Annotated in this window: 25 protein-coding genes; 16 read left to right on the plus strand and 9 right to left on the minus strand. The window is 68.2% G+C overall.

The window, feature by feature from the left end:
* Positions 1–46: 46 nt before the first annotated feature.
* The 4 genes from Y710_RS09000 to Y710_RS09015 all read left to right on the plus strand — a co-directional run bounded on the left by Y710_RS09000 (position 47) and on the right by Y710_RS09015 (position 4372).
* Positions 47–907 carry a non-homologous end joining protein Ku gene (locus Y710_RS09000; RefSeq protein WP_062367373.1) on the plus strand — a complete coding sequence of 287 codons (861 nt, stop codon included), beginning with the start codon at positions 47–49 and terminating at the stop codon, positions 905–907.
* A 119-nt stretch (positions 908–1026) separates the two neighbouring features.
* A complete protein-coding gene (locus tag Y710_RS09005) occupies positions 1027–2493 on the plus strand; it encodes a flavin-containing monooxygenase (protein WP_062367259.1) in 1467 nt (488 codons plus the stop codon).
* 50 nt (positions 2494–2543) lie between these two features.
* The gene (locus tag Y710_RS09010) at positions 2544–3020 is read left to right on the plus strand and encodes a DUF4334 domain-containing protein (RefSeq protein WP_045538085.1); all 477 of its coding nucleotides are present in this window, start codon (positions 2544–2546) and stop codon (positions 3018–3020) included.
* A gap of 65 nt (positions 3021–3085) precedes the next feature.
* On the plus strand, positions 3086–4372 hold the full coding sequence (locus tag Y710_RS09015; protein WP_062367261.1) for an alpha-hydroxy-acid oxidizing protein: 1287 nt from the start codon (positions 3086–3088) through the stop codon (positions 4370–4372).
* 18 nt (positions 4373–4390) lie between these two features.
* Here Y710_RS09015 and Y710_RS09020 read toward each other — a convergent pair whose 3' ends face one another.
* Positions 4391–5254 carry an oxygenase MpaB family protein gene (locus tag Y710_RS09020; protein WP_062367263.1) on the minus strand — a complete coding sequence of 288 codons (864 nt, stop codon included), beginning with the start codon at positions 5252–5254 and terminating at the stop codon, positions 4391–4393.
* Positions 5255–5330: 76 nt separating this feature from the next.
* On the opposite strand from Y710_RS09020, the gene Y710_RS09025 reads away from it, so the two are divergent.
* From Y710_RS09025 to Y710_RS09040, 4 genes are all read left to right on the plus strand, one after another.
* A complete protein-coding gene (locus tag Y710_RS09025) occupies positions 5331–5993 on the plus strand; it encodes a TetR/AcrR family transcriptional regulator (protein ID WP_045538079.1) in 663 nt (220 codons plus the stop codon).
* 4 nt (positions 5994–5997) lie between these two features.
* Positions 5998–6597, plus strand: a complete 600-nt coding sequence (locus Y710_RS09030; protein WP_045538076.1) for a TetR/AcrR family transcriptional regulator — start codon at positions 5998–6000, stop codon at positions 6595–6597.
* Between the two features lie 91 nt (positions 6598–6688).
* On the plus strand, positions 6689–7897 hold the full coding sequence (locus Y710_RS09035; RefSeq protein ID WP_062367374.1) for an acyl-CoA dehydrogenase family protein: 1209 nt from the start codon (positions 6689–6691) through the stop codon (positions 7895–7897).
* Entirely contained in the window at positions 7894–8913 is a 1020-nt protein-coding gene (locus Y710_RS09040) for a phosphotransferase family protein (protein ID WP_062367375.1), read from the plus strand. The genes Y710_RS09035 and Y710_RS09040 overlap by 4 nt, the downstream gene beginning before the upstream one ends.
* A gap of 566 nt (positions 8914–9479) precedes the next feature.
* On the opposite strand, the gene Y710_RS09045 is transcribed toward Y710_RS09040, so the two are convergent.
* On the minus strand, positions 9480–10145 hold the full coding sequence (locus Y710_RS09045) for a histidine phosphatase family protein (protein WP_006896842.1): 666 nt from the start codon (positions 10143–10145) through the stop codon (positions 9480–9482).
* 350 nt (positions 10146–10495) lie between these two features.
* On the opposite strand from Y710_RS09045, the gene Y710_RS09050 reads away from it, so the two are divergent.
* On the plus strand, positions 10496–11767 hold the full coding sequence (locus tag Y710_RS09050) for an ROK family transcriptional regulator (protein WP_006896841.1): 1272 nt from the start codon (positions 10496–10498) through the stop codon (positions 11765–11767).
* A gap of 24 nt (positions 11768–11791) precedes the next feature.
* Here the strand turns inward: Y710_RS09050 and Y710_RS09055 are convergent, their stop codons facing one another.
* The 3 genes from Y710_RS09055 to Y710_RS09065 all read right to left on the minus strand — a co-directional run bounded on the left by Y710_RS09055 (position 11792) and on the right by Y710_RS09065 (position 14667).
* Entirely contained in the window at positions 11792–12535 is a 744-nt protein-coding gene (locus Y710_RS09055; RefSeq protein ID WP_006896840.1) for a substrate-binding domain-containing protein, read from the minus strand.
* A 61-nt stretch (positions 12536–12596) separates the two neighbouring features.
* Positions 12597–13496: an adenylate/guanylate cyclase domain-containing protein gene (locus tag Y710_RS09060; protein ID WP_062367265.1), complete on the minus strand. Its 900-nt coding sequence runs from the start codon at positions 13494–13496 to the stop codon at positions 12597–12599.
* Positions 13489–14667, minus strand: a complete 1179-nt coding sequence (locus tag Y710_RS09065; RefSeq protein WP_045538074.1) for a TetR/AcrR family transcriptional regulator — start codon at positions 14665–14667, stop codon at positions 13489–13491. The genes Y710_RS09060 and Y710_RS09065 overlap by 8 nt, the downstream gene beginning before the upstream one ends.
* A 125-nt stretch (positions 14668–14792) precedes the next feature.
* Here Y710_RS09065 and Y710_RS09070 point away from each other — a divergent pair, with 125 nt between their 5' ends.
* Entirely contained in the window at positions 14793–16004 is a 1212-nt protein-coding gene (locus tag Y710_RS09070) for an acetyl-CoA C-acetyltransferase (RefSeq protein WP_006896837.1), read from the plus strand.
* Positions 16005–16038: 34 nt separating this feature from the next.
* Positions 16039–18237, plus strand: a complete 2199-nt coding sequence (locus Y710_RS09075) for a 3-hydroxyacyl-CoA dehydrogenase NAD-binding domain-containing protein (protein ID WP_006896836.1) — start codon at positions 16039–16041, stop codon at positions 18235–18237.
* 80 nt (positions 18238–18317) lie between these two features.
* Here Y710_RS09075 and Y710_RS09080 read toward each other — a convergent pair whose 3' ends face one another.
* Genes Y710_RS09080 through Y710_RS09090 form a run of 3 tightly spaced genes read right to left on the minus strand, consistent with a single transcriptional unit; the run spans position 18318 to position 21004 of the window.
* Complete coding sequence (locus Y710_RS09080) at positions 18318–19151, minus strand: ABC transporter permease (protein ID WP_062367266.1); 834 nt, start codon at positions 19149–19151, stop codon at positions 18318–18320.
* Positions 19148–20137, minus strand: coding sequence for an ATP-binding cassette domain-containing protein (locus Y710_RS09085; protein ID WP_006896834.1), 990 nt, complete (start codon positions 20135–20137; stop codon positions 19148–19150). The genes Y710_RS09080 and Y710_RS09085 overlap by 4 nt, the downstream gene beginning before the upstream one ends.
* 24 nt (positions 20138–20161) lie before the next feature.
* A complete protein-coding gene (locus tag Y710_RS09090; protein ID WP_006896833.1) occupies positions 20162–21004 on the minus strand; it encodes an SGNH/GDSL hydrolase family protein in 843 nt (280 codons plus the stop codon).
* Positions 21005–21136: 132 nt separating this feature from the next.
* On the opposite strand from Y710_RS09090, the gene Y710_RS09095 reads away from it, so the two are divergent.
* The 5 genes from Y710_RS09095 to Y710_RS09115 are packed head-to-tail and all read left to right on the plus strand — an operon-like array spanning position 21137 to position 24551.
* The gene (locus Y710_RS09095) at positions 21137–22384 is read left to right on the plus strand and encodes an alkane 1-monooxygenase (protein ID WP_006896832.1); all 1248 of its coding nucleotides are present in this window, start codon (positions 21137–21139) and stop codon (positions 22382–22384) included.
* Complete coding sequence (locus Y710_RS09100; protein ID WP_006896831.1) at positions 22381–22548, plus strand: rubredoxin; 168 nt, start codon at positions 22381–22383, stop codon at positions 22546–22548. The genes Y710_RS09095 and Y710_RS09100 overlap by 4 nt, the downstream gene beginning before the upstream one ends.
* Before the next feature lies 1 nt (position 22549).
* Entirely contained in the window at positions 22550–22738 is a 189-nt protein-coding gene (locus Y710_RS09105; protein WP_006896830.1) for a rubredoxin, read from the plus strand.
* Entirely contained in the window at positions 22735–23919 is a 1185-nt protein-coding gene (locus Y710_RS09110; protein ID WP_062367269.1) for an NAD(P)/FAD-dependent oxidoreductase, read from the plus strand. Before Y710_RS09105 ends, Y710_RS09110 begins: the two co-directional genes overlap by 4 nt.
* The gene (locus tag Y710_RS09115) at positions 23916–24551 is read left to right on the plus strand and encodes a TetR/AcrR family transcriptional regulator (protein WP_006896828.1); all 636 of its coding nucleotides are present in this window, start codon (positions 23916–23918) and stop codon (positions 24549–24551) included. The genes Y710_RS09110 and Y710_RS09115 overlap by 4 nt, the downstream gene beginning before the upstream one ends.
* A gap of 16 nt (positions 24552–24567) precedes the next feature.
* Here the strand turns inward: Y710_RS09115 and Y710_RS09120 are convergent, their stop codons facing one another.
* Positions 24568–25425, minus strand: coding sequence for an alpha/beta fold hydrolase (locus Y710_RS09120; RefSeq protein WP_062367272.1), 858 nt, complete (start codon positions 25423–25425; stop codon positions 24568–24570).
* Positions 25426–25445 lie beyond the last annotated feature (20 nt).

Here is a 25445-nt window from a genome sequence, read left to right on the forward strand (position 1 = left end):
CGCGCACACCTGCCTCTCGGCTCTCTTTCCTGGCACAATGACGGACATGCGCTCGATCTGGAGAGGTGATCTGAGCTTTGGTCTGGTGAACGTGCCGGTCAAGGTGTACTCCGCTACGGAGAGCCACGACCGCAGTTCGCATCAGGTCGATTCCGCCGACGGAGCCCGGATCCGGTATCGGCGGGTGCGGGAGGGCACCGATACCGAGGTCGAGTTCTCCAAGATCGCCAACGCCTACGAGTCCGAGAGCGGCGAGCAGGTGGTGCTGACCAAGGAGGACCTCGCGACCCTGCCGGTCAACAAGAGCCCGGAGATCTCGATCCTCGAGTTCGTGCCGATCGACCAGGTGGACCCGATCTACTTCGACAAGCCGTACTACCTGGAGCCGGCGTCCAAGTCGCCGAAGGCGTATGTGCTGCTCGCGAAGGCGCTGGAGACCACCGAGCGTCTCGCCATTGCGAATTTCACGCTCCGGAACCGGACACGGCTGGCAGCGCTGCGGGTCATCGACGGCGTGATGACCCTGCAGACGCTGCTGTGGCCGGACGAGGTCCGGGTGCCGGACTTCGACTTCCTGAACGCCGACGTCGAGATCCGCGATCAGGAACTGGACATGGCGTCCTCGCTCATCGAGACGATGGCCTCGGACTTCGACCCCAGCCAGTTCGAGGACACCTATCAGGTGGAGCTCGGAAAGCTCATCGAGGCGCGAGCCGACGGTGGCCAGGCATTCTCGGAGACCGAAGAGGAAGCGCCCGACGACGACTCGGAGGTCGCGGACCTTCTCGCGGCGCTGCGGGCGTCGGTCAAGAGCCGCGGCCGGGAGGTCGAGGACGAGAAACCGCCCGCGAAGAAGGCGGCGAAGAAGGCTCCGGCCAAGAACGCGGCCAAGAAGAAGTCGGCCTGAAAACTTTGGCTCCCGGAACGGTCTCTCAGGCCGTTCCGGGAGCCGAAATCTCTGCGGGACACCGATCTGTACAGTGATGCACATCATAGATGTCGCTCGGGTGATGGAGGATGGCGGAAATGGCTGATGCGCAGCGTGGCGGGTCGACTGACCAGCCGCTCGACGTGCTGATCGTCGGAGCGGGACTGTCCGGAATCGATGCCGCCTACCGGCTCCGGGATCGGAATCCGGGGCTGGACTACCGGATCGTGGAGCGTCGGTCGCGGATCGGCGGCACGTGGGATCTGTTCCGGTACCCGGGCGTGCGTTCGGACTCCGACATCTTCACCCTCAGCTTTCCCTGGAATCCGTGGCGAGGCTCGCGGACGATCGCCGAAGGCGACCAGATCCGCGACTACCTCGAGCAGACCGCCCGCGACTTCGGCATCTTCGACCACATCACCTTCGACGTCGACGTGACCGGCGCCGACTTCGACACCTCGACCGATCTGTGGACCGTGGACGCGCTGATCGGCGGGGTGCCGCAGACGATCGTCACCCGCTTCCTCTACATGTGCACCGGTTACTACAAGTACGACGCCCCGTATCGGCCCGACTTCCCCGGCGAGGAGACGTTCACCGGGACCTTCGTGCATCCGCAGTTCTGGCCCGAGGATCTGGACTACGCGGGCAAGAAGGTGGTCGTCATCGGTTCCGGAGCCACCGCGGTCACGCTCATTCCGGCGATGGCGCCGACCGCAGGCAGTGTGACCATGCTGCAACGCTCGCCGACCTACATGTTCCCGTACCCGTGGGAGGACGGGATGACGAAGCTGCTGCAGCGAGTGCTGACGCCGCAGCTCGCGCACGATGTGATCCGGTGGCGGAACGCCTTCATCACCCTCGGCCTGTACCTGTTCTGCAGGAGCTTCCCCAAGCTCTCGCGGCGGCTCATGCGGCGGATCGCGAAGTCGATGCTGCCCAAGGGATTCGACGTCGACACTCATTTCCGGCCCAAGTACGAGCCGTGGGACCAGCGACTGTGCGTGATCCCCGACGGCGATCTGTACCGCGCCGTCAAGGCCGGCGACGCGGACGTCGTCACCGACACCATCAAGCAGATCACTCCCACCGGCATCGACCTCGACTCGGGCCGTCATCTGGAGGCCGACATCATCGTCACCGCGACCGGCCTGGACCTGGTGACCTTCGGCGGCGCCTCACTGTCGGTGGACGGCGAGCACTTCGAGGCGGGCGACAAGTACGCCTACCGCGGATACATGCTGAACGACGTTCCCAACCTCGCGTGGTCGGTCGGGTACACCAACGCCTCGTGGACGCTGCGGGTGGACCTCACCAGTCAGGCTGTCGCCGAACTGCTGGCGTACATGCGCCGGCACGGGTACACCCGCGCGGTGCCGTCCCTGCACGGCGCGAAGCCTCAGACGCACCCGTTGCTCGAACTCGACTCGGGCTATGTGCGGCGCGCCGGGGCTCGACTGCCGAAGGCGGGCGACCGTGCACCCTGGCAGGTGCGCCACAACCTGGTTCTGGACGCGATCGACGCGCGCAAGTACGACGTGACCGAGGAGATGACCTTCGCCTGAACGACGGTCGACGGGTTCCGTAGCAGGAGTTTGAGACGTACAGTGCAGTTATGTCTCAGCTGACGCGCGACGAAGCCGTCGCCGATTTCTTCCGTCGTGCCGAATCTCAGGAGGTGAGCGACCCGGCCGACCTCGACCGGATCTGGGCCGCTCTTCCGGTGGTGCAGGTGGACGAGTTGATCGGCTCGTGGCGGGGTGGGGAACTGCCCTCGGGGCACCCGATGGACGGCCGGTTGGCCGCGGTGAGGTGGCACGGGAAGACCTTCCACTCGTGGCACGACGTGAAGCCGATGGTGTGCGTGGCCGACGACGGCTCGCTGTACTCCGACACCGAGATCGGCAAGGGCGAGGCGAGCGCGTGGATGGTCGGTTTCCGAGGCGAGTCGACGGCCTCGATGGTCTACGACGGTCAGCCGGTCATCGACCATTTCAAGCGCGTCGACGAGCGGACGCTGATGGGGATCATGAACGGGAAGACGTCGCTGGTCCGCGACCGGCACTTCTACTTCTTCCTCGTCCGGGAGTGACGCCGCACAGCCGCCGATCCGGCCTGCCCGGTGTGCGGGAGCCGTCTGTGGGGAACAATGGCCGCATGGTTTCGATCGGCTTCGGCAGGGCTCGGCAGAACGACATCTACACCGCGGGGGTGCACGGGCGGAAACCCAGGGTCCCAGCGGATTTCGCGGAACTGGAGCGTCGCGCCAAGGCCGTGATGAGCCGGCGCGGCTGGGCGTACATCGCCGGAGGTGCGGGCGAGGGCCGAACGATGGAGGCCAACCGGGACGCGCTCGACCGCTGGGCGATCGTGCCGCGCATGCTGCGCGACACCTCGCAGCGCAACCTCGAGATCGAACTCTTCGGGCAGAAGCTCAGCGCACCGGTCCTGTTCTCCCCGGTCGGCGCCGGCGCCCTCGCCCACCCGAACGCCGACGTGCACATCGGCGAGGCCGCCGCCGAACTCGGCGTCCCGTACATCTTCTCCAATCAGGGCTGCGCGCCGATGGAAGACGTCGCGGCAGCGATGGAATCGGTGCGACCCGGCGCGCCGCGGTGGTTTCAGCTGTACTGGTCGACCGACGACCGCCTGGTCACCAGCCTGATCGACCGCGCCGAGCGGATGGGCGCTGCGGCTCTGGTCGTCACCCTCGACACCACGATGCTCGGATGGCGGCCCCAGGACCTCAACCTCGGTTCGCTGCCCTTCGCCCGCGCCGAGGGCATCAGCCAGTACACCTCGGATCCGTCGTTCTGGGAGATCGTCGCCGAGCGGATCAAGGCCGCCACCGCGGAGAAGCCGGAGATCTCGGTGGGCGCGATCAAGACCCTGTTCTCGATCGCCCGCAACGTACCCGGCGACCTCCGCACCAACCTGACCGCACCCGAACCGCGCGCGGCGGTGCAGACCTTCCTCGACATCTACTCCCGCCCGTCACTGAACTGGGACGACATCGCGACCCTGCGCGACCGCACCTCGCTGCCGATCGTCCTCAAGGGGATCCTTCATCCGGACGACGCTCGCCAGGCGGTCGACTCCGGAATCGACGGCCTCATCGTCTCCAATCACGGCGGTCGGCAGGTCGACGGCTCCATCTCCTCGACCGACGCGCTGGTGGACGTGGTCGACGCCGTCGACGGCCGCGCGAAGGTCCTCGTCGACTCCGGCTTCTACACTGGGTCGGACGTGTTCAAAGGGCTGGCGCTGGGAGCGGACGCGGTGTGCATCGGGCGGCCGCACATGTACGGACTCGCACTCGACGGCACGGCCGGAGCCCGCGACGCGGTGGCGAACATCATCGGCGAACTCGATCTGACGCTGGGACTGTCGGGCCACCGGGACGTCGCCGACCTGGACCGCAGCGCCCTCAAGCACCTCGGCTGACGCGGACGGGCCGGCGGGTCAGACCAGCGGCCGGCCGGTCCGCATCCGCCACCGGACGTCGGCGAGCAGCAGGTTGAACGGGAAGGCGGTCAGCGGGCGGGGCAGGATCCGGAGGACGCGCCGGGCGATCGCGTTGTGAGTGTTGAAGAGCAGTTCCTGCCGTCGCGACATCCGCACGCCCATCTTCTCGCGGAACTCGGGCGGCAGGAAGCCGAGGGTCATGGCCTCCGACCACCAGCCCGCCATCAGCGACACCGGACGCGGAAGAAACTCCATCCGCACGATCTTCAACAGGTAGTCGCGGATGGTGTCGTCGATCTCGATGCCTTCGACCGTCTCGTTCCAGTAGGCCTCGAAGTCGGCTCGAGTGGCGGGCCACATCTCCGGCGGCATCTGCAGGGTGGTTCCCATCACCGCGCCCTGGCGGTAGGCGTCCTCGGTGATCTTCGACGGATCGCCGAAGAATCGCTGGGTGTCCTCCCACCCGCGATACAGACATGCCGCCACCCACAGCTGCAATTCGGGATCGAAGGCGTTGTACTTCACCGGGCTGTCGTCGGTGGAGCGCACCTGGACGTGCGCCTTGTTCACCGCCTGCCGGTACCGACGGCGGTCGTCCGCGGTGCCCATCGCCGCGACGGCGAGGTAGGTGAGTGTGGTCCGGGTTCGCTTCACCGGGACCTTGAAGAGGTTGCCCGACTCCACCTTGCTCTCGTAGACGCCGTATCCGACCGCGGGGACGGCCAACTGCATGATGACGTTCGCCGGGCCCGCGAGCAGAGCCAGGCCGAGCATGTCGAGGTCGTCGACGGTCTGCGCATCGAGTTCATTCCGCTTCGAATGACGTTCCGCGACTGAAGGATCGAGTGCTTCCGCGGTCATGTTCGCCTCCCGGGCGGATAAACTGATAACGACTGTTTCCCCTTTGATTCAACGCCCGCGTGGCCGAGGTGTCAAGATGTGTGTCGTGACTGAATCCGACGACGCTCCGGGAGGGCTGCGCGATTACGGCGGCGAATCCGGCGACGCCCGGGTGGCCCGCCGTCGTGCCGCCCTCATCGACGCCGCACTCGACATGCTCGCCGAGTCCGAGCCGGGCGCCGTCACCGTCCGTGGCATCTGTGCCCGCGCGTCGCTCACGCCGCGCTACTTCTACGAGAGCTTCGAGAACGCGGACGCGCTGGTCGGCGCCGCGTTCGACATGATCATCGAGCAGATCGCCGACCGCGCCCTGGCCGGTTTCAATGCCGGCTCGAGTGCGCGGGGGAAGGTCGTCGGTGCCGTCGAGGCGATCGTCGACGTCATCGAGGGCGACCCGCGGAAGGGGAGGGTGATCTTCTCCGACACCCTGCGCAGTCCGGTGCTGGTGCGCAAACGCCTCGAGATGCTGAAGATCTTCACCGAACTCACCTTCCAGAGTGCGCCCGCGGTCGCGAACGTCAGCGGAGGTCAGCAGACTCTCGCCGCGGCGCATTTCCAGGTGGGCGGCCTCGGCCGGCTGCTCGCGTCGTGGACGGAGGGGCTGATCGATCTCGACCGCCCGGCGCTCGTCGACATCTGCGTCCGGATGCTGCTTCCCGAGAGTCGCGCCGCGGATGCGTCTGGGGCCCGGCTAAGTTGAGTGCATGACGAACTGGCGTGACTACGGCGAGCCCGACCTTCCGGCGCCGTTGGCCGCGGCGCTCGACGCGTTCGTCGAGCACGGCTATCACGGCACCTCGGTCCGCGACATCGCCGCGCGTGCGGGGTTGTCGGTCCCGGGGCTCTATCACCACTATCCGTCCAAGCAGTCGCTGCTCCAGGGGCTGCTCGAATTGACGATGTCCGACCTCCTTCGCCGGTCGGAGGAGGCGCTGGCCGCCGCGGGCGACGATCCGCTGGCTCGCTTCGACGCCGTGGTGGAGTCGCTCCTGCGATTCCACATGTACCGACGTGAGCAGGCGTTCGTCGGATCCACCGAGCTTCGCAGTCTCGATCCCGAGTACCACCGCGTCTACATCGGTCACCGGATCCGGCAGCAGCGGATGGTCGACGAGGTGGTCGAGGACGGCGTGGCGTCCGGCGCGTTCACGACGGATGCGCCGAAGGGTGCGGCCCGGGCGGTCGCGACGATGTGCGTCGGTGTCTCCACGTGGTATCGAGTCGACGGGCCGATGAGTGCCGACGAGTTGATCGCTCAGAACCTGGTGTTCGCCCGGTCGATCGTCGGACATGTGGCGGGCTGAGTGGCGATCGCCGAATGCTTGACGTCGTGCGGGGCCGCATGACAACCTGGCCCTGACCGAACGTTCGCTCGGTATGAACACGGAGGCTCAGATGGCTGTCGATCTCGCATACAGCGCGCAGGTGCGCGACCTCGTCGAACGGACCTCGGCGTTCATCGCCGAGGAAGTTCTCCCCATCGAGAACCGTTTCGCGGGCGATGTCACCGCGGCCGGCGGCGACGACCTGCGCCGGGAACTGAACGCGAAAGCCAAGGCCGCGGGCGTCTTCGCGCCGCACGCGCCGGTGGAGTTCGGCGGACTGGGCCTCAACATGAGCGACCGCGCACCGGTGTTCGAGGCCGCGGGCGCTTCGACGTTCGGGCCCGTCGCACTGCACATCGGTGCACCGGATGAGGGCAACGTGCACATGCTCGCGCACATCGCCACGTCGGAACAGAAGGACAAGTACCTGGCGCCACTCGCCACCGGCGAGGTGCGCAGCGCGTTCGCGATGACCGAACCCGCCCCCGGTGCAGGCTCCGACCCGAACGCCCTGTCGACGACGGCGGAGAGGGTCGCCGGCGGATGGAAGATCAACGGCCGCAAGCAGTTCATCACTGGAGCCGACGGTGCCGGATTCTTCATCATCATGGCCCGCACCGTCGGGCAACGGGGCGACCGCGGTGGTGCGACCATGTTCCTCGCGCCCGCGCACACCGAGGGCATCGAGGTGGAGCGGCACATCCACACCACTGACAAGTCGATGATCGGCGGGCACTGCGTGGTCGGTTTCACCGATGTCTTCGTACCCGACGAGGACGTCCTCGGCGCCCCGCACGAGGGCTACCGGTACGCGCAGGTGCGGCTCGGCCCGGCGCGCATGACTCACGTGATGCGCTGGATGGGCACCGCGGTCCGCGCGCACCGGATCGCCGTCGACTACGTCGAGCAGCGCGAAGGCTTCGGCGGGCGACTCGCCGACCTCGGCATGATTCAGCAGATGATCGCCGATAACGAGATCGACCTCGCCGCGGCGCGGGCGCTGCTGGTCCGGGCCTGCTACGAACTCGATCTCGGCGAGCACGCCTCGGACTCGACGTCGATCGCGAAGACCTTCGGTGCGGAGGCGTTCTCGCGCGTCGCCGACCGGGCCGTGCAGATGTGCGGAGGCCTCGGAGTCTCAGAAGACCTTCCGCTGGCGCGGCTCGCCGCGGAGCTACGACCGTTCCGGATCTACGACGGCCCCAGCGAAGTCCACCGGTGGGCCATCGCGAGGCGGGCGGTCGGACGCGCACGGAGGGCTCGAGAGGCGACGAGGTGACGGCGGATCATCCCGGTCTGGGCGCTGATAGCCTGCGAAAGCTGTTGGCGGCGAACGGTATCGATGTCGCGGGTGAGTTGCGGATCGACTTGATCGGCGGTGGCCGGTCGAACCTGACCTTCGACGTCCGCGACGACGGCAGCCACTGGGTGGTCCGACGGCCCCCGATGGGCGGGCTCACACCGTCGGCGCACGACATGAATCGCGAATGGAACGTGACCTCGGCGCTGGCGGCGACCGATGTGCCGGTGCCGCGGACCGTCGCGATCGACCGTGACGGCGAGTACATCGGTGCTCCGTGCACCGTCGTAGAGTTCGTCGACGGCGCCGTGATCCGCTCGGTGGACGACCTCGCGACACTCTCCGACGCCGAGGTGACCGCGAGCGCCGACGCACTGGTGCGGACGCTCGCGGCTCTGCATTCCGTCGACTACCAAGCGGTGGGCCTGGGCGATTTCGGCAGGCCGGACGGATTCGCCGGCCGGCAGGTCAAGCTGTGGGCTCGTCAATGGGCGCTGGTCAAGACGCGTGAGCTCGACGACGTGGAGCGCCTGGCGACGGCGCTCTCCGAGCGGGTGCCGGCGCGGACCCGGAACTCGATCGTCCACGGCGACTTCCGGATCGACAACACCATCCTGGCTCCCGGTGACCCGGGCACCGTCGCCGCGGTCGTCGACTGGGAACTGTCCGCGCTCGGCGATCCGATCACCGACCTCGCGCTGATGTGCGTGTACCGCGAGCCGGTGTTCTCGTCGGTTCTCGGATTCGATGCGGCGTGGACGAGTGACCGGTACCCCGATGCGGACGGACTGGCCGAGCGCTACGTCGCCGCGACCGGTGCCGACCTGGGCGACTGGGCCTTCTACCTCGCCCTGGCGAATCTGAAACTCGGCGTCATCGCGGAGGGGATCACGCACCGAGCGCTCTCCGGAGGCTCGTCCGGATCGGCGGGCGCCGAACGCGCCGCCGAAGCCACCGCCGAGTTCATCGCCGCGGGTCTGCGCGCGCTGAGGTAGAGGTCGGCCCTGCCTGCCGGTTGAGCCGTCCGGAACGTAGTGGGGGTGTCGGGTGGTTTCGACTCGCTGCGCTCGCTCAACCAGCCTTTGGGGGGCTGCTCGAAGAGCCTGCGGGGGCCTCGCTCGACGAGCCTGGGAGCTTCGCTCGGTGGGCTTTGTCGCTGGGTCGGCTCTTGTCGGCTGGTTGAGCCGTCCGGAACGTAGTGGAGGGCGTGTCGAAACGTGGTGGGGTTTGGTTTCGACTCGCTGCGCTCGCTCAACGAGCCTTGTGGGGGCCGCTCAACGAGCCTTTTGGGGGCTGCTCGAAGAGCCTGCGGGGGCCTCGCTCGACGAGCCTGGGGTGGTCTCGCTCGGTGGGCTTTGTCGCTGGGTCGGCTCTTGTCGGCTGGTTGAGCCGTCCGGAACGTAGTGGAGGGCGTGTCGAAACTTGGTGGGGTTTGGTTTCGACTCGCTGCGCTCGCTCAACCAGCCTTGTGGGGGCCGCTCGACGAGCCTGGGGAGGGCGCGCTCGCTCAACAAGCGTGTGGGGGCCGCTCAACGAGCCAGGGGACGAGCATCGGGCGGCGCTAGCGGTAGGTCAGGAGGCCGGAGTCGAGGGCGGCGAGGTGTTCGTGGGCGTTGAAGGAGACGAGGGTCAATCCGCTGCGGCCGGCGAGGATCTTGGTGATCGAGGTGTTGACGAAGGTGCGCGACATCTGTGGCCACGACTGCGGCGGGATGTCCCACAACTGTGCCACCAACTGGGTGATGGAACCGGCCGACGACACCACGAGCACGTTCTTTCCCGACCCGGCCGCATCAGCGGCACGGTCGGCTGCGGCGCGGGTCCGCTTGGCGTACATCGCGTACGTCTCGGGGCCGATGTCGGCGCCGTCGACCCATTCGTGCAGGGCGCTGGTGATGGCGTCCTGGAAGGGTCTGCCGCCGTCACGGTAGATGTCGTCTCCCTCCGGGAGGGGCGGCGTGACGTACTCGTTCCAGTCGGGATCGATCGTCGGCGCTGCGGCGTCGGGAAAGGCTTCGAGGACGCCGGCCATCGTCGCGCGCTGTCGGGGGAGATCGCCGCAGAACATGGCATCGAATCCGGTCACCTGTCGGGCGAGCGCTCGGCCGGCGGCGCGAGCCTGAGCGAAGCCGAGCTCCGTGAGGCCGGGGCCGCTCACGGCGTCGGCGTCGGGTCCGTAGGCGTGCGCCGGAGCCTGACCGTGCCGGACGATGTACAGAACTCCCACGCCATTCCTCGCTGCCGAGCCGTGGCCCGCGAACCGCGAGCCGGAACCGATCACACCGTCTCGCGCCCGGGGCGACTGAGGCGGCTGCCACATTCTCAACCTATCGGGTGCTCCTCACTTGCACGCGGACAGGGTGCTTGCTACTTTTGGCGATCATGACCAGTCAGCTCGCCGCCATCGGGGAGGTCACGTATGTGACCACCGCTCTCGGATGCCGTCTGCCGCTGGCCCGGGTCCTTTGTTGTTGCCGAATGCGCTGACCCAGCTCCGCCTCGCGCTGATCTGCGCGAGACCACTCGCGGCGTGACCGCCTCTGCCGGTCCGCCCAGGCAACAGGACTCCAAAGAAACATGACTTCTGCTCTCGACCGTCCGATCCTGTCGAAATCCGCTCCCGTCGGCGTCGTGGTTCGCCCCGTCGCGGGCGCCGCCTCCCGACCCGTTGCGAAACCGTCCGCCCCGCACGTCACCACGGCGAAGCTGCAACTCTCCACCAAGGCCGCCGCGCTGGTGCTGCGCACGGCGCGGGTGTCCGGACCGGTGTTCCGCGACGACGCCGCCGCCCTGACGGGGCTGTCCATCTCCACCGTCAACCGTCAGGTGAGCGCATTGCTCAAGGCCGGCCTCATCCGTGAGCGCGCCGATCTGACCCCGCCCGGTGCGGTCGGGCGTCCGCGAGTTCCGTTCGAGATCAACACCGACGGATACCTCACGGTCGGCATCCACATCGGTTACAAGGTCACCTCGATCACGACCCACGATCTCCAGCATCGGGTGGCCGGTGCGATCGCGATTCCCACTCCCCAGGCCGAGGACCCCGAGGCGGTCGTAGCTCAGATCGGTGCCAGCGCCCGCCGGTTCGCCGACCGCTGGGTGGGCAAGCGCCTGTTGTGGGCCGGCGTGGCCATCGGTGGTCGCGTGGCCGACGGCGGCTTCGTCGACCATCCCCGTCTGGGCTGGGAGGGCGTCCCGGTCGGCAGGCTGATCGCCGAGTCGCTCGGACTGCCGGTATCGGTCGCATCGCACGTCGAGGCCATGGCCGCAGCCGAACAGGTCGTCAATCCCGCCGACCAGAGCCAGAACTTCCTCTACTTCTACGCTCGCGAAATGGTGGGCATCGCGTTCAGCGTCGACGGTGCCGTGCACACGCCGGCCGCAGGCCCGCCCACCATCGGGCACTTCCCGACCGGTCCGACCACCCTGCTCGATCCCGACCGCACCGGACGCCTCGAGCCGACGGTCAGCGATTCGGGCATCCTCTACGCGGCCCAGCGAGCCGGACTCGAGGTCGATTCCCTCGACGAGCTGCGGACGCTGGCACGGACCGGGAACACGGTCGCCAACGACGTCCTGACCGAACGCGGCGAGGTGCTCGGCCGCACGGTGGCGCTGATCTCGGACATCTTCAATCCCGACCACGTCATCCTCGGCGGACAGGCCTTCACCGACTACCCGGAGGCGCTGCCGGCCGTGAGCAAGGCGCTGCGCGCCACCACGGTCATCACCCAGCGCGACGTCCGCGTGGCACGTTCGGCCATCACGGTGCAGCAGAAGGCGGCGGGTGCGGTCGCACTCGACGCGATCTACGCCGACCCGCTCGACGCACTGTCGTACACCGCGTAGCCACACGACGCCGCGGCGCGCGGCCTACCCGGACGGCGGACCGAAGCCCTCACGGGAGAGGACTTCGCCGCCGGTGGGACCGATGACCGTCTTCACGAAGTCTTCGGCCAGCGACTTGTCGTCACTGGACCGGACGACGGCGATCGGATATCTGTTGATCGCCTTGGCGAACACCGGATCGTCCACCGTGGAGACGCTCACGCCGAGGCCGGGGCGAGCCTGCGTCTGGTAGGCGAGAGCGGCGTCGGCGCGCCCGGACGCCACGTACGCGACCGCGGCCTCGCCGGAGTCGACGTGGATCGGATCGGTGAGCGCGGCCGACTCGATCCGTTCGACGTCCACCACGGCCGCACCGCACGGCAACCGGTCGGAGCACACCGCCACCCGGAGACCGGAGCGCGCGAGGTCGGCGAACCCCGTGACATGGCCGGGGTTTCCCGGCGGAACCACGATGACCAGCGAGTTGGAGGCGAAGCGCCGGGGGCCGATCACCCGCCGGCCGAGCCTGTCCATCGACGCCTCGTCGTCGGTCGCGATGACATCGGCCGACGCAGCCGAGGGGCCGGCGACGGTGACCCGGGCGCCGGGGTGCTGTTCCTCGAACTCGGTCGCGATCGCCGCCATCACGGCCTGCAGCGACGACGGAGCCGACACCGTGATGGAGGAGTCCTCCGTGCCTGGCGAGCATGCGGTCGTCACGCCCGTGAGCAGGAGCGCGGCGGCCCCCGCCAGTGCGCTGCGGCGCGGGGTGGAACTCCTGGTCCTCATGCCTTCAGACCTTAGAAGGTGCGGTGCCGGCGGTCCGGCGCACCCGGCCCATCCGGCCGCCTCACGCCGTCCAGTTGCGGTCGCGCACGAGCTTGTACGCGCGCAGCTTGCGGTAGCCGCGTACCGAGAGCGACGGGATCGGCCCGACGTGTGTCGCGGCGTTGTCGCGGAGTGCGGTGGCGAGGGCCTCGTCGATCAATGTGGTGCCCGACCGCGCCGCGCTCGCCAGCCGGGAGGCGATGTTCACCGGCTCGCCGAAGACATCGCCCATCCGCATCAGCACGTCGCCGCGGGCCATGCCGATGCGCAGGCTCGGCAACTCGCCGTCGGTGCTGAGACGGTGCAGTTCGACGGCGATCTCCGCGGCCGCGCCGGCGTCGATGACGGTGAACAGCACCGCGTCGCCGATCGTCTTCACGATATGACCACCGTGGTCGGTGATGATCGTGTGCGCCGCGGACTCGAAGGTCTCCAGCAGCGTCTCGAGTTCGGCCATCCCGAGACGCCGGGACAGTGAGGTGTAGCCGACGATGTCGGCGAATCCGACGACCACCTCGGTGTGCTCGGCTGCCCGGCCGGCGTCGGTGAGTCCCACCGCCAGATGCCGCCGCCAGACGAGATCCTGCACTCGTGCGAGCGCCTCAACCATCTCCTCGGCCGTGGCGTCGACGGTGGGGTCGGCCGCCAACCGAGTGATCTCCTCGGCCTGCCACTGCGCCAGTCGCGCGGTGGCCTGTCCGATCGCCCGCGCCGCGGCGAGTTGGGCGGTGGAGTCCATGGCCTGATCGTTGCCGGCGAAGACGCCGAGCGCGGCCAGGTCCTCCTCGGAGAAGCGCTGACCCGAGCCGCCCTCGCCGCGGGCGAAACCGAAGGCGTTCCAGAACCGCTGCGCGTACTCCGGATCGAGCCGCAGGGCGGTGATCAGTTCGTCCCGCGAGTACTCGAGCGGAGGGTCAGACACCCATCACACCTTTCATGAGGTAGGCCATGCGGGCGGCGAACTCGGGGCGCGGCGTGCTGCGCGGCAGCCGGACCGCGTCGTTGACGATCGCCAGCGCTGCATGCACAGCCAGGACCGCCGATCCGGGCGGCCGGTCGGCGTCGATGTCGGTGAGCAGCTGCACCCAGCGTGCCACGTAGCGGCGCTGCACCGCCAGCAGTTCGGCGGCCTGCGGTTCGCCCGCGAGGACATAGGAGCTGACGAAGCCGACGAGCAGGTCGGGAGAGGAGGTGACGGCGTCGACGTAGTGGTCGACCAGTGCGTTCAGCCGCCCCGCCGGATCGGGTGTGATCGCGTACGCGGCCATCACGCCGGCCTCCAGTCGCATGGCGCTGCGCTGGCTGATCCCGACGAGGATCGCCAGCTTCGACGGGAAGTGCTTGTAGACGCTCGGCCCGGTGATTCCGACCGCCGCGCCGATCTCGTCCATTCCCGTTCCGGCGAAGCCGTTCTCGGCGAACAGGCGGGCGGCGGCGTCGAGGATCTCGTCGCGGCGGGTGGGGGCGTCGTCGCCCGGCCCGGCGGTCTGGCGCAGGGGGACGGCGTGGCTCGGCGTGAGCCGGATGGTCTGGCGGACCAGTGCGAGGACCATCTCCTCCATCTCGTGCGCACCGCTGCGAACGGCACGCCCGGCGCCGCTGCCGACCACGCTGAGCACGGCGCCGGCCAGATACATCGACTCGCGTTCGGTGAGCTCGGGTCTGTCGGCGCGGATGGCCGAGGCCCACTGTCGGAGCACGGCGCGGGTGCGGCGGACCACATCGGCGTTCTCGTCGGCCGACAGGTGCTGTCCCGACCAGCGCCACAGCGACGTGGCATGCGGGTTGGAGATGCTCAGCTCGGTGACGCTGGCGGCGAGGGCGTCGGCCGGATGGTCGCTGCTCGCGAGGTCGGCGCCCGCGGTGCTCTCCTCGAGCTCGTCGACGCGGGTCTGGACCGCCGCCAGCAGGAGCGCCTGCTTGTCGGCGAAGTGCCGGTACACCGTCGGCGCGCTCACGCCCGCCCGGCGGGCGATGTCGGTGACCGACACATGCGGGTAGCCGCGCTCGGCGAACAGCACTGTCGCTGCATCGATGAGCTGGCGGCGCCGATCCGTCGACCGCGTGCGCCGGGTCGCCTTGGTGGTTGTCATGATGAACCGACCATAGCCGATGGATGGCTGTATATGAACCACTTGACCACTGGGTATAGCCAAATACGTTATTGCGGGTTAGCCTACGAGGGAAACCATTCTCGGTTCGTGTGAAAGGAACACCTGTGTCCGACGAAGCATTCATCTACGAGGCGGTCCGTACGCCCCGTGGCAAGCAGCGCGGAGGCTCGCTGCACAGCGTCAAGCCGATCGACCTGGTCTCGGGTCTGATCGACGGACTGCTGACCCGCCACAGCGATCTCGATCCGAAGGACATCAACGACGTGGTCCTCGGCGTCGTGTCGCCGGTCGGGGAGCAGGGTGCGGTCATCGCGCGTACCGCCGCCCTCACCTCGGGTCTCGGCGAGAGCGTTCCGGGCACCCAGATCAACCGCTTCTGCGCCTCGGGCCTGGAGGCCGTGAACCTGGCCGCGGCCAAGGTCCGCTCGGGCTTCGACGATCTGGTCCTGGCCGGCGGCGTGGAGTCGATGTCGCGTGTGCCGATGGGCAGCGACGGCGGTGCGCTCTTCATGGACCCCGCCACCGCGTACGACAACTACATCGCTCCGCAGGGCATCGGCGCCGACCTGATCGCCACCATCGAGGGCTTCTCGCGTGAGGACGTCGACGCCTACGCCGCCGAGTCGCAGCGTCGCGCCGCCCAGGCATGGGACGAGGGCCGCTTCGCGAAGTCGATCATCCCCGTCAAGGACATCAACGGCGTCACGCTGCTCGACAACGACGAGCACCGCCGTCCCGGCACCACCGTCGAGAGCCTCGGCAAGCTGAAGCCGGCGTTCGCGGGCCTGGCGGCCATGGCCGGATTCGACGACGTCGTGATGCAGAAGTACCCGAACGTCGAGCAGGTCAACCACGTCCACACCGGCGGCAACAGCTCCGGCATCGTCGACGGCTCGGGTCTGGTCCTGGTCGGTTCGGAGGAGGCGGGCAAGCGCAACGGCCTCACCCCGCGCGCCCGCATCGTGTCGTACGGCGAGGTCGGCAGTGAGCCGTCGATCATGCTCACCGGTCCCACCCCGGCCACCGAGCTCGCGCTCAAGCGCGCCGGCCTGACCGTCGACGACATCGACGTCTTCGAGCTCAACGAGGCGTTCGCGTCGGTCGTCATGAAGTGGATGAAGGACCTCAAGGTTCCGCACGAGAAGGTCAACATCAACGGCGGCGCCATCGCGCTCGGTCACCCGCTCGGCGCCACCGGCGCGATGATCATGGGCAGCACCCTCGACGAGCTCGAGCGCGTCGGCGGCCGCTACGGCCTGGTCACCCTCTGCATCGGCGGCGGCATGGGCGTCGCGACCGTCATCGAGCGTCTCTGATCGCCCCGGAACTAGAAGGAAAAAGACTCATCTCATGACTGCGAACATGATCACGTGGGAGAAGGACGCCGACGGCGTCGTCATCCTCACCATGGACGACCCGAACCAGGGCGCCAACACCATGAACGACCTCTACATGGAGTCGATGGCGGCGACCGTCGATCGCCTGGAGGCGGAGAAGGACGACATCACCGGTGTCGTCCTGACCTCGGCGAAGAAGACCTTCTTCGCCGGCGGCGACCTCAAGGACATGACCGCGGGACGCGGCGACAAGTCCAAGGAGGAGATCGCCACCGAGATCACCGAGCGCACCAACGCCATGAAGGCCGTGCTGCGTCGCCTGGAGACCCTCGGCAAGCCGGTCGTCGCCGCTATCAACGGCGCCGCACTCGGCGGTGGCCTGGAGATCGCGCTGCACTGCCACTACCGCGTCGCCGCGGATGTGAAGGGCAACCAGCTCGGCCTGCCCGAGGTGACCCTCGGTCTGCTCCCGGGCGGCGGCGGCGTGGTCCGCACCGTGCGCCTGCTCGGCTTCCAGCAGGCGCTCATGGGCGTTCTGCTCCAGGGCCCGCGTCTGAAGCCGGCCAAGGCCAAGGAGATCGGCCTGGTCAACGAGGTCGTCGGCTCGGTCGAGGAACTGATCCCCGCCGCCAAGGCCTGGATCGCCGCCAACCCGGAGGCCCAGCAGCCGTTCGACGTCAAGGGCTACAAGATGCCCGGTGGCGCTCCGACGAACCCGTCGGTGGCCGCCAACCTGCCGGCGTTCCCGGCTCTCCTGCGCAAGCAGATCAAGGGCGCCAACATGCCGGCTCCGCGCGCCATCCTGGCCGCTGCCATCGAGGGCGCGTACGTCGACGTCGACACCGCCGATCTGGTCGAGACCCGCTACTTCGTGTCGCTGGTCACCGGCCAGGTGGCGCAGAACATGATCAAGGCGTTCTTCTTCGACCTCCAGCACATCAACGGCGGCGGTTCGCGGCCGAAGGGCTTCGACAAGTACCAGGCCAAGAAGGTCGGTGTCATCGGTGCGGGCATGATGGGCGCGGCGATCGCCTACGTCTCGGCCAAGGCCGGCATCGAGGTGGTCCTCAAGGACATCGACATCGAGGCGGCCAAGCGCGGCAAGGGCTACTCGGAGAAGCTCGAGGAGAAGGCTCTCTCGCGCGGCAAGACCACCGAGGAGAAGAGCAAGGCTCTGCTCGACCGCATCACCCCGACCGTGGACGCCGCCGACTTCAAGGGCGTCGACCTGGTGATCGAGGCCGCGTTCGAGTCGGTCGAGGTCAAGAACAAGGTGTTCCAGGAGATCCAGGACATCGTCGAGCCGGACGCCGTCCTCGGCTCCAACACCTCGACCCTGCCGATCACCATCCTGGCCGAGGGCGTCAACCGTCCCGAGGACTTCATCGGCATCCACTTCTTCTCGCCCGTCGACAAGATGCCGCTGGTGGAGATCATCTGCGGTGAGAAGACCAAGGACGAGGTCCTCGCCAAGGTCATCGACTACACCCTGCAGATCCGCAAGACGCCGATCGTCGTCAACGACAGCCGCGGCTTCTTCACCTCGCGCGTCATCGGCACCTTCATCAACGAGGCCATCGCGGCCGTCGGTGAGGGCATCGAGCCCGCGTTCATCGAGCAGGCCGGCAGCCAGGCAGGCTACCCGGCTCCGCCGCTGCAGCTGTCGGACGAGCTGACGCTCACCCTGATGCAGAAGATCCGCAAGGAGACCGAGGCCGGAGCCAAGGCCGCGGGTCAGGAGTTCCCGTCGCACGGCTCGTACGCCGTCATCGACAAGATGGTCGACCTGGGCCGCACCTCGAAGAAGGACGGCGCGGGCTTCTACGACTACGCCGACGGCAAGCGCGGCCTCATCTGGCCGGGCGTGCGCGAGAACTTCGCCTCGGGCACCAATGAGATCCCGCTCGAGGACATGAAGGAGCGCATGCTCTTCGCCGAGGCCCTCGAGACCGTGAAGTGCTTCGACGAGGGTGTGCTCACCTCCGTCGAGGACGCGAACATCGGCTCGATCTTCGGCATCGGCTTCCCGGCGTGGACCGGTGGCGTGGTGCAGTACATCAACCAGTACGAGGGCGGCCTCAAGGGCTTCGTCGACCGCGCTCGCGACCTGGCGTCGAAGTACGGCAGCCACTTCGAGCCGCCGGCCTCGCTCGTCGAGAAGGCGGACGCCGGCGTCGAGAAGCTGACGAACGAGAACCTCGTCAAGAAGTGACGCGCTAGCGGCACACGACGCGAGAAAGCCCCGGTGAACTGGCGTTCACCGGGGCTTTCGGCGTGGATCGGCAGATGCGTTCAGTCCGCCGTGCGGCGCCGGAAGGCGCGCAGTGCGAAGGGGGCGAAGACGGCGGTCAGCGCGACCGACCACAGAATGGTCGCCAGGATCGGGTGCTGAAGCGGCAGCGCTGACGCGTCGGTGGCGTGCGGTCCGTTGCCCCACAGCTGCCGCATCGCCTGGACCAGCGAGGACACCGGGTTCCATTCGGCGATGGTGCGGAGCCAGGTGGCCATGGGAGCGGTCGGGACGAAGGCGTTCGACAGGAAGGTCAGCGGGAACAGCACGGTGAACATGAACCCGTTGACGGCTTCGACGGACTTGAGCCACGACCCGACGAGGATGCCGAACCAGATCATCCCGAAACCGAACACCAGGACGAGGACGAATCCCAGCACCCCCTCGAGCAGCGAGGTGTGGATGCGCCAGCCGATCGCCAGGCCGGTCAGCGCCATCACCACGATCCCGATCGACGAGTGCATCAGCGACGCGATCGCCCGGCCGAGCAGATACGACGTCCGGTTGATGGGGAGAGAACGGAAGCGGTCGACGATCCCCTTGTCGACGTCCGCGGTGATGCCGTTGGAGACGATGAAGGCGGTGAAGACGATGGTCTGGCCCATGATGCCGGGCAGCAGGTACTCGCGATAGCTTCCGCCGCCCGGCACCGGCATGGCGGGACCGAAGACGAACGCGAACAGCACCACGAACATGATCGGCTGGACGGTGACGTCCGACAGCATCTCCGGCATGCGCTTGGTGTGGATCAAGCTGCGCTGCACCATGATCGACGTCTGACGCCAGAGAGACGGCGGCCGGGCCGCGATGGTTCGGTCGAGGGCGGGGGCGCTCATGCGTCGGCTCCTTCGGAGTCGGCCTCCGGAACGGACTCCGCGCGGTGTCCGGTGAGGCTGAGGAATACGTCGTCGAGGCTGGGCCGCGACAGGCCGAGATCGTCGATGGCGATGCCGGAGTCGTCGAGAACCCGCGCGACATGCGTCAGGTCCGCGAGGCCGCCCGCGGGCAGGGTGAGGGTGCGCGCGTGCCGGTCGACGAACAGGTCGTCGGAGATCGGCGCGAGCAGTGCCTGCGCGGCCGCGAGGTCGGCGGAATGGGTGACGGTGGCCACCAGACTCGCCGCTCCGGCCTGCTGCTTGAGCTCGAGCGGGGTGCCCTCGGCGATGATCTTGCCCGCGTCGATCACGACGATCCGATCGGCGAGCTGATCGGCCTCTTCCAGATACTGCGTGGTCAGCACCAGGGTGGTTCCGTCGTCCACGAGACCGCGCAGCACCTCCCACAACTCGTTGCGGCTGTGCGGGTCGAGGCCGGTGGTCGGTTCGTCCAGGAAGAGCACGGGCGGTGACGCCAGGAGGCTCACTGCGAGGTCGATGCGCCGGCGCATGCCGCCGGAGTATTCGCGGACGGTCTTGTCGCCCGCGTCGGTGAGCGAGAACTGTGCGAGGAGCTGCTCGGTCCGTTCCTTGAGCACGCGGCGGCCGATACCGTACAGCCCGCCGATCATGCGCATGTTCTCCCGGCCGGTGAGCAGTTCGTCGACGGTGGCGGCCTGGCCGGTGAGGCCCATGCTGCGGCGGACGCCGTCCGGCTCGTCGAGGACGTCGAAGCCGTTGATGCGCGCGGTGCCCGAGGTGGGTGCGCTCAAGGTGGTCATCATGCGGACGGTGGTGGTCTTGCCCGCGCCGTTGGGCCCGAGCATGCCGAGAACGGTTCCGGTGGGAACGGCGAAGCTGATCCCGTCGACCGCGGTGAAGTCACCGAACTTCTTCACCAGGTCCACGGCTTCGACGGCGATCGAGTCGGTCAGTCGTCTGTTCACTCGATCACCGTACGACGAGATGCCTCACGCCTCCATCGGGTTTTCCGAGGCGACGTCCGCGTTCGGGACCACGCGGATGCTGAGTGCGTCCGCCGCGGCGGCCGGAGGCGCGACCGGCGTCAGTTCCGGCCGCTTCGGCAGTCGGCCGTCGCCGAGGGAGCGTCCGCGGACCTTGCGGATGATCCACGGCGTGAAGAACTCGACGAACCAGCGCGCGTCGCCGAGGGTGCGCAGCACCCGGTTCGGATCGCCGGCCGGAGGCAGCGGCCGTCCCCAATCGGGTGAGCTGTCGGGCAGACCGAGCGCGTGCGCGGCTCCGGCGGCGAAGCGGTCGTGGCCGAGGGGCGAGGCGTGGAGGCGGTCGGGCGACCACGACCGGAGGTCGGAGAGGACCGGCGCCGCATGCAGGTCCACCAGGACGAAGCCGTAGGCGTCGGCGAAGTCGCGCATCATCTGGTTGATCGCTGCGAGCCGCGTTTCGATGCGGCCGGAGAACGGGATGGTCTCCGCGATGTTGGGAAAGGTCGAGACCACCACGTCGGCTCCGGTACCGGCCAGCCGCCGGTAGATGTAGTCGAGGTCGGTGTGCACCTCGCCGAGATCGATCCGGCCGATCACGTCGTTCATGCCGAGTGGTGCGGCGATCAGGTCGGGCTCCAGCGCGAGGGCCGGTTCCAGCTGCTCGTCGCGGGTGTTCCGGGTGTTCTTGCCGCGGACCGCGAGGTTGGCGTACCGCAGGTCGGGGTTGTGCCGGGCGAGGTGCTCCGCCAGACGGTCGGCCCAGCCTCGGTAGCCGCTCGCGGGGTCGCCGTCGCACATTCCTTCGGTCTGGGAGTCGCCGATCGCGACGAACCGTGAGTAGCGCATGCGGACGATCTTATTCCGGCGACGGAGGCCGGGTGCCCTGGGCGACTTTACAAAATTATTGTTAATGTCTAGACATCGTACGTAACAACATCTAATGTCAACGTCACTAGTTCGCTGGACGAGGAGGAACACATGGCGAACCCGACGATCGACCGGAGCACCGCCGAGGTGGTGGAATGGCGCGACAAGAAGCGATACCTGTGGTTGCTGGGCCTGGTCCCGCCGACCGCGGTGTTCATGGCCACCGGTCTGGTGGCACTGTTCAACTGGGCATCGGACGCACTCGGCTGGAGCTGGGTGTCGACGGTGTCGCCCGTCTGGTGGTGGATCGGCCCGCTGCTGCTGTACGTGCTGCTGCCGATCCTCGACATCTTCTTCGGTCCGGACGGCCAGAATCCGCCGGACGAGCTGATGGAGCAGCTGGAGAACGACAAGTACTACCGGTACTGCACCTACGCGTACATCCCGTTCCAGCTCGCGAGCGTGGTCCTGGCCTGCTACCTGTGGACGGCTGACGACCTGAGCTGGCTCGGCGTCGACGGAGGCCTCGGGCTCGTCTCCAAGATCGGTCTGGCGCTGTCGATCGGCGTCATGGGCGGCATCGGCATCAACACCGCCCACGAGATGGGACACAAGAAGGTCTCGCTGGAGCGCTGGCTGTCGAAGGTGACGTTGGCGCAGACCTGCTACGGACACTTCTACATCGAGCACAATCGCGGCCACCACGTCCGCGTCGCGACCCCGGAGGACCCGGCCACCTCCCGATTCGGTGAGAGCTTCTGGCGATTCCTGCCGCGCAGTGTGTTCGGCAGCCTCAAGTCCGCGTGGGAGCTGGAGGCGACCCGTCTCAAGCGTCTCGGGCGTCCGGTCCTGCATCCGAGCAACGACGTCCTGAACGCCTGGGCGATGTCGATCGTGCTGTGGGGCGTGCTGACCGCGATCTTCGGATGGCAGATCCTGCCCTTCGCGGCACTGCAGGCCGTCTACGGTTTCTCGCTGCTCGAATCGGTGAACTTCCTGGAACACTACGGACTGCTGCGGCAGAAGAACGAGCGCGGCCGCTACGAGCGCTGCACGCCGGAACACAGCTGGAACAGCGACCACATCTGCACCAACATCTTCCTGTACCACCTTCAGCGGCACAGCGATCACCACGCCAATCCGACGCGGCGGTACCAGACGCTGCGGAGTTTCGACGGTGCGCCGAACCTCCCGAGCGGATACGCCAGCATGATCGCGCTGACCTACTTCCCGCCGGTGTGGCGCGGAGTCATGGACCATCGGGTGCTCGAGCACTACGACGGCGACCTCTCGAAGATCAACATCCAGCCCGGCAAGGAACGGAGGGTCCAGGCCCGATACGGAAAGGCATCGGCATGAGCGCCTACCGCTGCGAAGTGTGCGAATACGTCTACGACGAAGCCGAAGGCGCTCCGCGCGAAGGCTTCCCGCCCGGTACCGCGTGGTCGGACGTCCCCGATGACTGGGCCTGCCCCGACTGCGGCGTCCGCGAGAAGATCGATTTCGAACTGATTGGACAGTGACATGAGCACCACCGACTACAAACTCTTCCGTTGCATGCAGTGCGGCTTCGAATACGACGAGGCCGAGGGCTGGCCGGAGGACGGCATCGCCCCCGGCACCCGCTGGGACGACATCCCGGACGACTGGAGCTGCCCCGACTGCGGGGCGGCCAAGGCCGACTTCGAGATGGTCGAGGTCGCCCGCCCATGACCGGGCAGACCGCATCCGATGCGGGCGTCGTCGTCGTGGGAGCCGGCACCGCCGGCGTCACCGCGGCGGCGACGCTGCGGGCCGAGGGGTACGACGGACCGGTCACGCTGATCGGCGCCGAGCCCGGCACGCCGTACCGGCGGACCGCGCTGTCGAAGGATCTGCTCGGCGCGGACCTCTCCGAGTCCCGGATCGCCCTGCAGAAGCCCGACTTCTGGGCCTCGCGCGGCATCGACATCCGCACGCGGGTCAGCGTCACCGCGATCGACACCGCGGCGCGGACGGTCGCACTCGACGACGGCACCCGGCTCGACTACCGGGCCCTCGTCCTGGCGACCGGCGGCCGGCCGATCCGCCCGTCATGGCTCGCCGCCGACGTGCCGGCCCTGCGCACGCGCGACGATGCGATCGCGATCCGCGACGGTCTGAACGACTCGCAGCGGCTCGTCGTGATCGGCGGCGGGCTGATCGGCCTGGAACTGGCGGCCTCGGCTGCGGCTCACGGCATGTCGGCGACGGTCGTGGAGGCGGGCGGGCGCGTGGCGTCGCGAGTGATGCCGGCCGTGGTCTCCGACTACCTGCAGCGGCTCCACGAGGGCAACGGGGTGCGACTGCACCTCGGGTCTGCGGCGCATTCGGCGACCTCCGAGCGGGTGCAGTTGTCAGGCGGGGCCGAGCTGGCGGGCACCGTCGTCGCGGCGATCGGCGCCTCGCCGGAAGTGGCGCTGGCCGCCGCCGCCGGCGTGCCGACCGGCCCGGCCGGGATCGTCGTCGACTCGACGCTGGCCACCGAGGTGCCGGGCGTGTTCGCGGCGGGTGACGCCGCCGGACCGCCGGACCTGCGGACCGGACGGCCCGCTCGCGGCGAGCACTGGTTCGGCGCCACCGATCAGGGCAGGGCGGTCGCGCAGTCGGTGCTCGCCGGACTGCGCGGCGAGCCGGCGGCACCGTTCGTCGAGGTGCCCCGGGCGTGGACCGTGCAGTACGGAGTCAACGTCCAGATGGTGGGGTGGCCCACCGCGGAGGGCGAGGTGGAGCTCGACGGCTCCATCGACGACGCCGACGCCACCGTCCGCACGGTGGTCGACGGAGAACTGGTGGGCGCGGTCACCATCGGTCGGGCGGCGGCGGCCCGCGCGTGCCGCTCGGAGATCGCGGCGGCGCTAGTCTCGAAGGTGTGAGTGCCCCAGCCCAGTCTTCGTCCAGCTTCGCGGTCGCGAGCAAGCAGCTGCTGCGTACGACGCTGCTGGACGGTCTCCGCACTCTGCTGCGAGAGAAGGACTGGGCTCGGGTGACGATGGCCGACGTCGCCCGGCAGGCCGGTGTCAGCAGGCAGACCGTGTACAACGAGTTCGCCTCCCGCGCCGGCCTGTCGCAGGCGTACGCGCTGCGATTGGCGGACGAGTTCACCGGCGAGATCGGCGCGGCCGTGGCCGCGAACGTCGGAGACGTGACCGGTGCGCTGCGATCGGGTTTCGCCCGCTTCCTGGCCAGTGCCGCCGACGACCCGATGATCCAGTCGCTGCTGTCGGGCGAGGCCAAACCGGACCTGCTGAAGCTGATCACCACCGACGCCGCGCCGATCATCGCCGCGGCGAGTGACCGCCTCGAGGTGATCCTCGTGGAGTCGTGGATCGCCATCGACGCGGAGACGGCCGGCCGGATCGCGCGGATGATCGCGCGCACGGCACTGAGCTACGTGGCCATGCCGCCCGCCCCAGACGCCGACAGCGACGTCGCCGACGACCTCGCGTCGGTGCTCGCACCGGCCGTGATCGCGGCCCGCGCGTCCGAGCGCGACGGCGCGTCCTGAGCCGCCGCGCCCGGCGTCAGCGGGCCAGGAAGGCCCGAACGGTCGACTCGAAGGCGTCCTTGGCTTCGATCATCACCCAGTGGCCGCACTGGGGGAAGACGTGCAGTTCGGCTTCCGGGATCAGCCGCATCGGCGCCATCGACATGTCGGGCGGGCTGACGCGGTCGTCGCGGCCCCAGGTCAGCAGGGTGGGGCACTTCACCTTGTGCATCATCGCCCAGTAGGGCGGAGTGTCGGCGTTCGCCTGGTACTGCTGCATCATCTCGAAGGCTTTCGACCCGTACATCATCGCGGCGGTCTTCTGCGCGGCCGGATCGTTGGCGGCGGCCCACCGCTCGTCGATCAGGTCGTCGGTCACCAGCGCGCGGTCGTAGACCATGGAGTTGAGCCACCGGACCAACTTGTCGCGGTCGGGTGCGTCGGTGAACTCCTGGAGCAGACGGATTCCCTCCGACGGGCTGGGGCTGAAGATGTTCGGCCCCACGCCGCCGATGGTGATCAGCTTCTCTACCCGGTCCGGATACTTGATCGCGAGGTTGATGCCGACGACGCCGCCCATCGAATTGCCGATCATCGCCGCCGAGGCGATGCCGAGGGCGTCCATGAACCGGATGACGGATGCGCCCGCGGTCAGGACGGGATGGCCGTCGACGGGATCGGAGACGCCGAACCCCGGGAACTCGATGATGTAGCAGTGGTGCGTCTCGGCGAAGAAGCCGAGATTGCCGCGGTAGTTGCGCCAGCCGTTGACGCCGGGGCCGGATCCGTGAAGCAGGATGAGCACGTCGTTGTTGTGCTCACCGGCCTCGTGATACCGGATGACTCCCTCGTCGGTGCTGATCTCGCGTCTGGTTCCCTCGTAGGTCACGTCCATTCCGCCATAATAGAACGTGT

It is taken from the genome of Gordonia sp. QH-12 (genome assembly GCF_001578675.1).
Classification (GTDB): domain Bacteria; phylum Actinomycetota; class Actinomycetes; order Mycobacteriales; family Mycobacteriaceae; genus Gordonia; species Gordonia sihwensis.

Bases quoted from the DNA above. Each gene is read 5' to 3' on its own strand.
- Y710_RS09005 (WP_062367259.1), top strand. From the start codon at position 1,027: ATGGCTGATGCGCAGCGTGGCGGGTCGACTGACCAGCCGCTCGACGTG.
- Y710_RS09030 (WP_045538076.1), top strand. From the start codon at position 5,998: ATGACGAACTGGCGTGACTACGGCGAGCCCGACCTTCCGGCGCCGTTG.
- Y710_RS09105 (WP_006896830.1), top strand. From the start codon at position 22,550: ATGAGCACCACCGACTACAAACTCTTCCGTTGCATGCAGTGCGGCTTC.
- Y710_RS09065 (WP_045538074.1), bottom strand. From the start codon at position 14,667: ATGACAACCACCAAGGCGACCCGGCGCACGCGGTCGACGGATCGGCGC.
- Y710_RS09035 (WP_062367374.1), top strand. From the start codon at position 6,689: ATGGCTGTCGATCTCGCATACAGCGCGCAGGTGCGCGACCTCGTCGAA.
- Y710_RS09120 (WP_062367272.1), bottom strand. From the start codon at position 25,425: ATGGACGTGACCTACGAGGGAACCAGACGCGAGATCAGCACCGACGAG.
- Y710_RS09050 (WP_006896841.1), top strand. From the start codon at position 10,496: ATGACTTCTGCTCTCGACCGTCCGATCCTGTCGAAATCCGCTCCCGTC.
- Y710_RS09110 (WP_062367269.1), top strand. From the start codon at position 22,735: ATGACCGGGCAGACCGCATCCGATGCGGGCGTCGTCGTCGTGGGAGCC.
- Y710_RS09095 (WP_006896832.1), top strand. From the start codon at position 21,137: ATGGCGAACCCGACGATCGACCGGAGCACCGCCGAGGTGGTGGAATGG.
- Y710_RS09015 (WP_062367261.1), top strand. From the start codon at position 3,086: ATGGTTTCGATCGGCTTCGGCAGGGCTCGGCAGAACGACATCTACACC.
- Y710_RS09055 (WP_006896840.1), bottom strand. From the start codon at position 12,535: ATGAGGACCAGGAGTTCCACCCCGCGCCGCAGCGCACTGGCGGGGGCC.
- Y710_RS09075 (WP_006896836.1), top strand. From the start codon at position 16,039: ATGACTGCGAACATGATCACGTGGGAGAAGGACGCCGACGGCGTCGTC.
- Y710_RS09100 (WP_006896831.1), top strand. From the start codon at position 22,381: ATGAGCGCCTACCGCTGCGAAGTGTGCGAATACGTCTACGACGAAGCC.
- Y710_RS09020 (WP_062367263.1), bottom strand. From the start codon at position 5,254: ATGACCGCGGAAGCACTCGATCCTTCAGTCGCGGAACGTCATTCGAAG.
- Y710_RS09090 (WP_006896833.1), bottom strand. From the start codon at position 21,004: ATGCGCTACTCACGGTTCGTCGCGATCGGCGACTCCCAGACCGAAGGA.
- Y710_RS09025 (WP_045538079.1), top strand. From the start codon at position 5,331: ATGTGTGTCGTGACTGAATCCGACGACGCTCCGGGAGGGCTGCGCGAT.
- Y710_RS09010 (WP_045538085.1), top strand. From the start codon at position 2,544: ATGTCTCAGCTGACGCGCGACGAAGCCGTCGCCGATTTCTTCCGTCGT.
- Y710_RS09000 (WP_062367373.1), top strand. From the start codon at position 47: ATGCGCTCGATCTGGAGAGGTGATCTGAGCTTTGGTCTGGTGAACGTG.
- Y710_RS09080 (WP_062367266.1), bottom strand. From the start codon at position 19,151: ATGAGCGCCCCCGCCCTCGACCGAACCATCGCGGCCCGGCCGCCGTCT.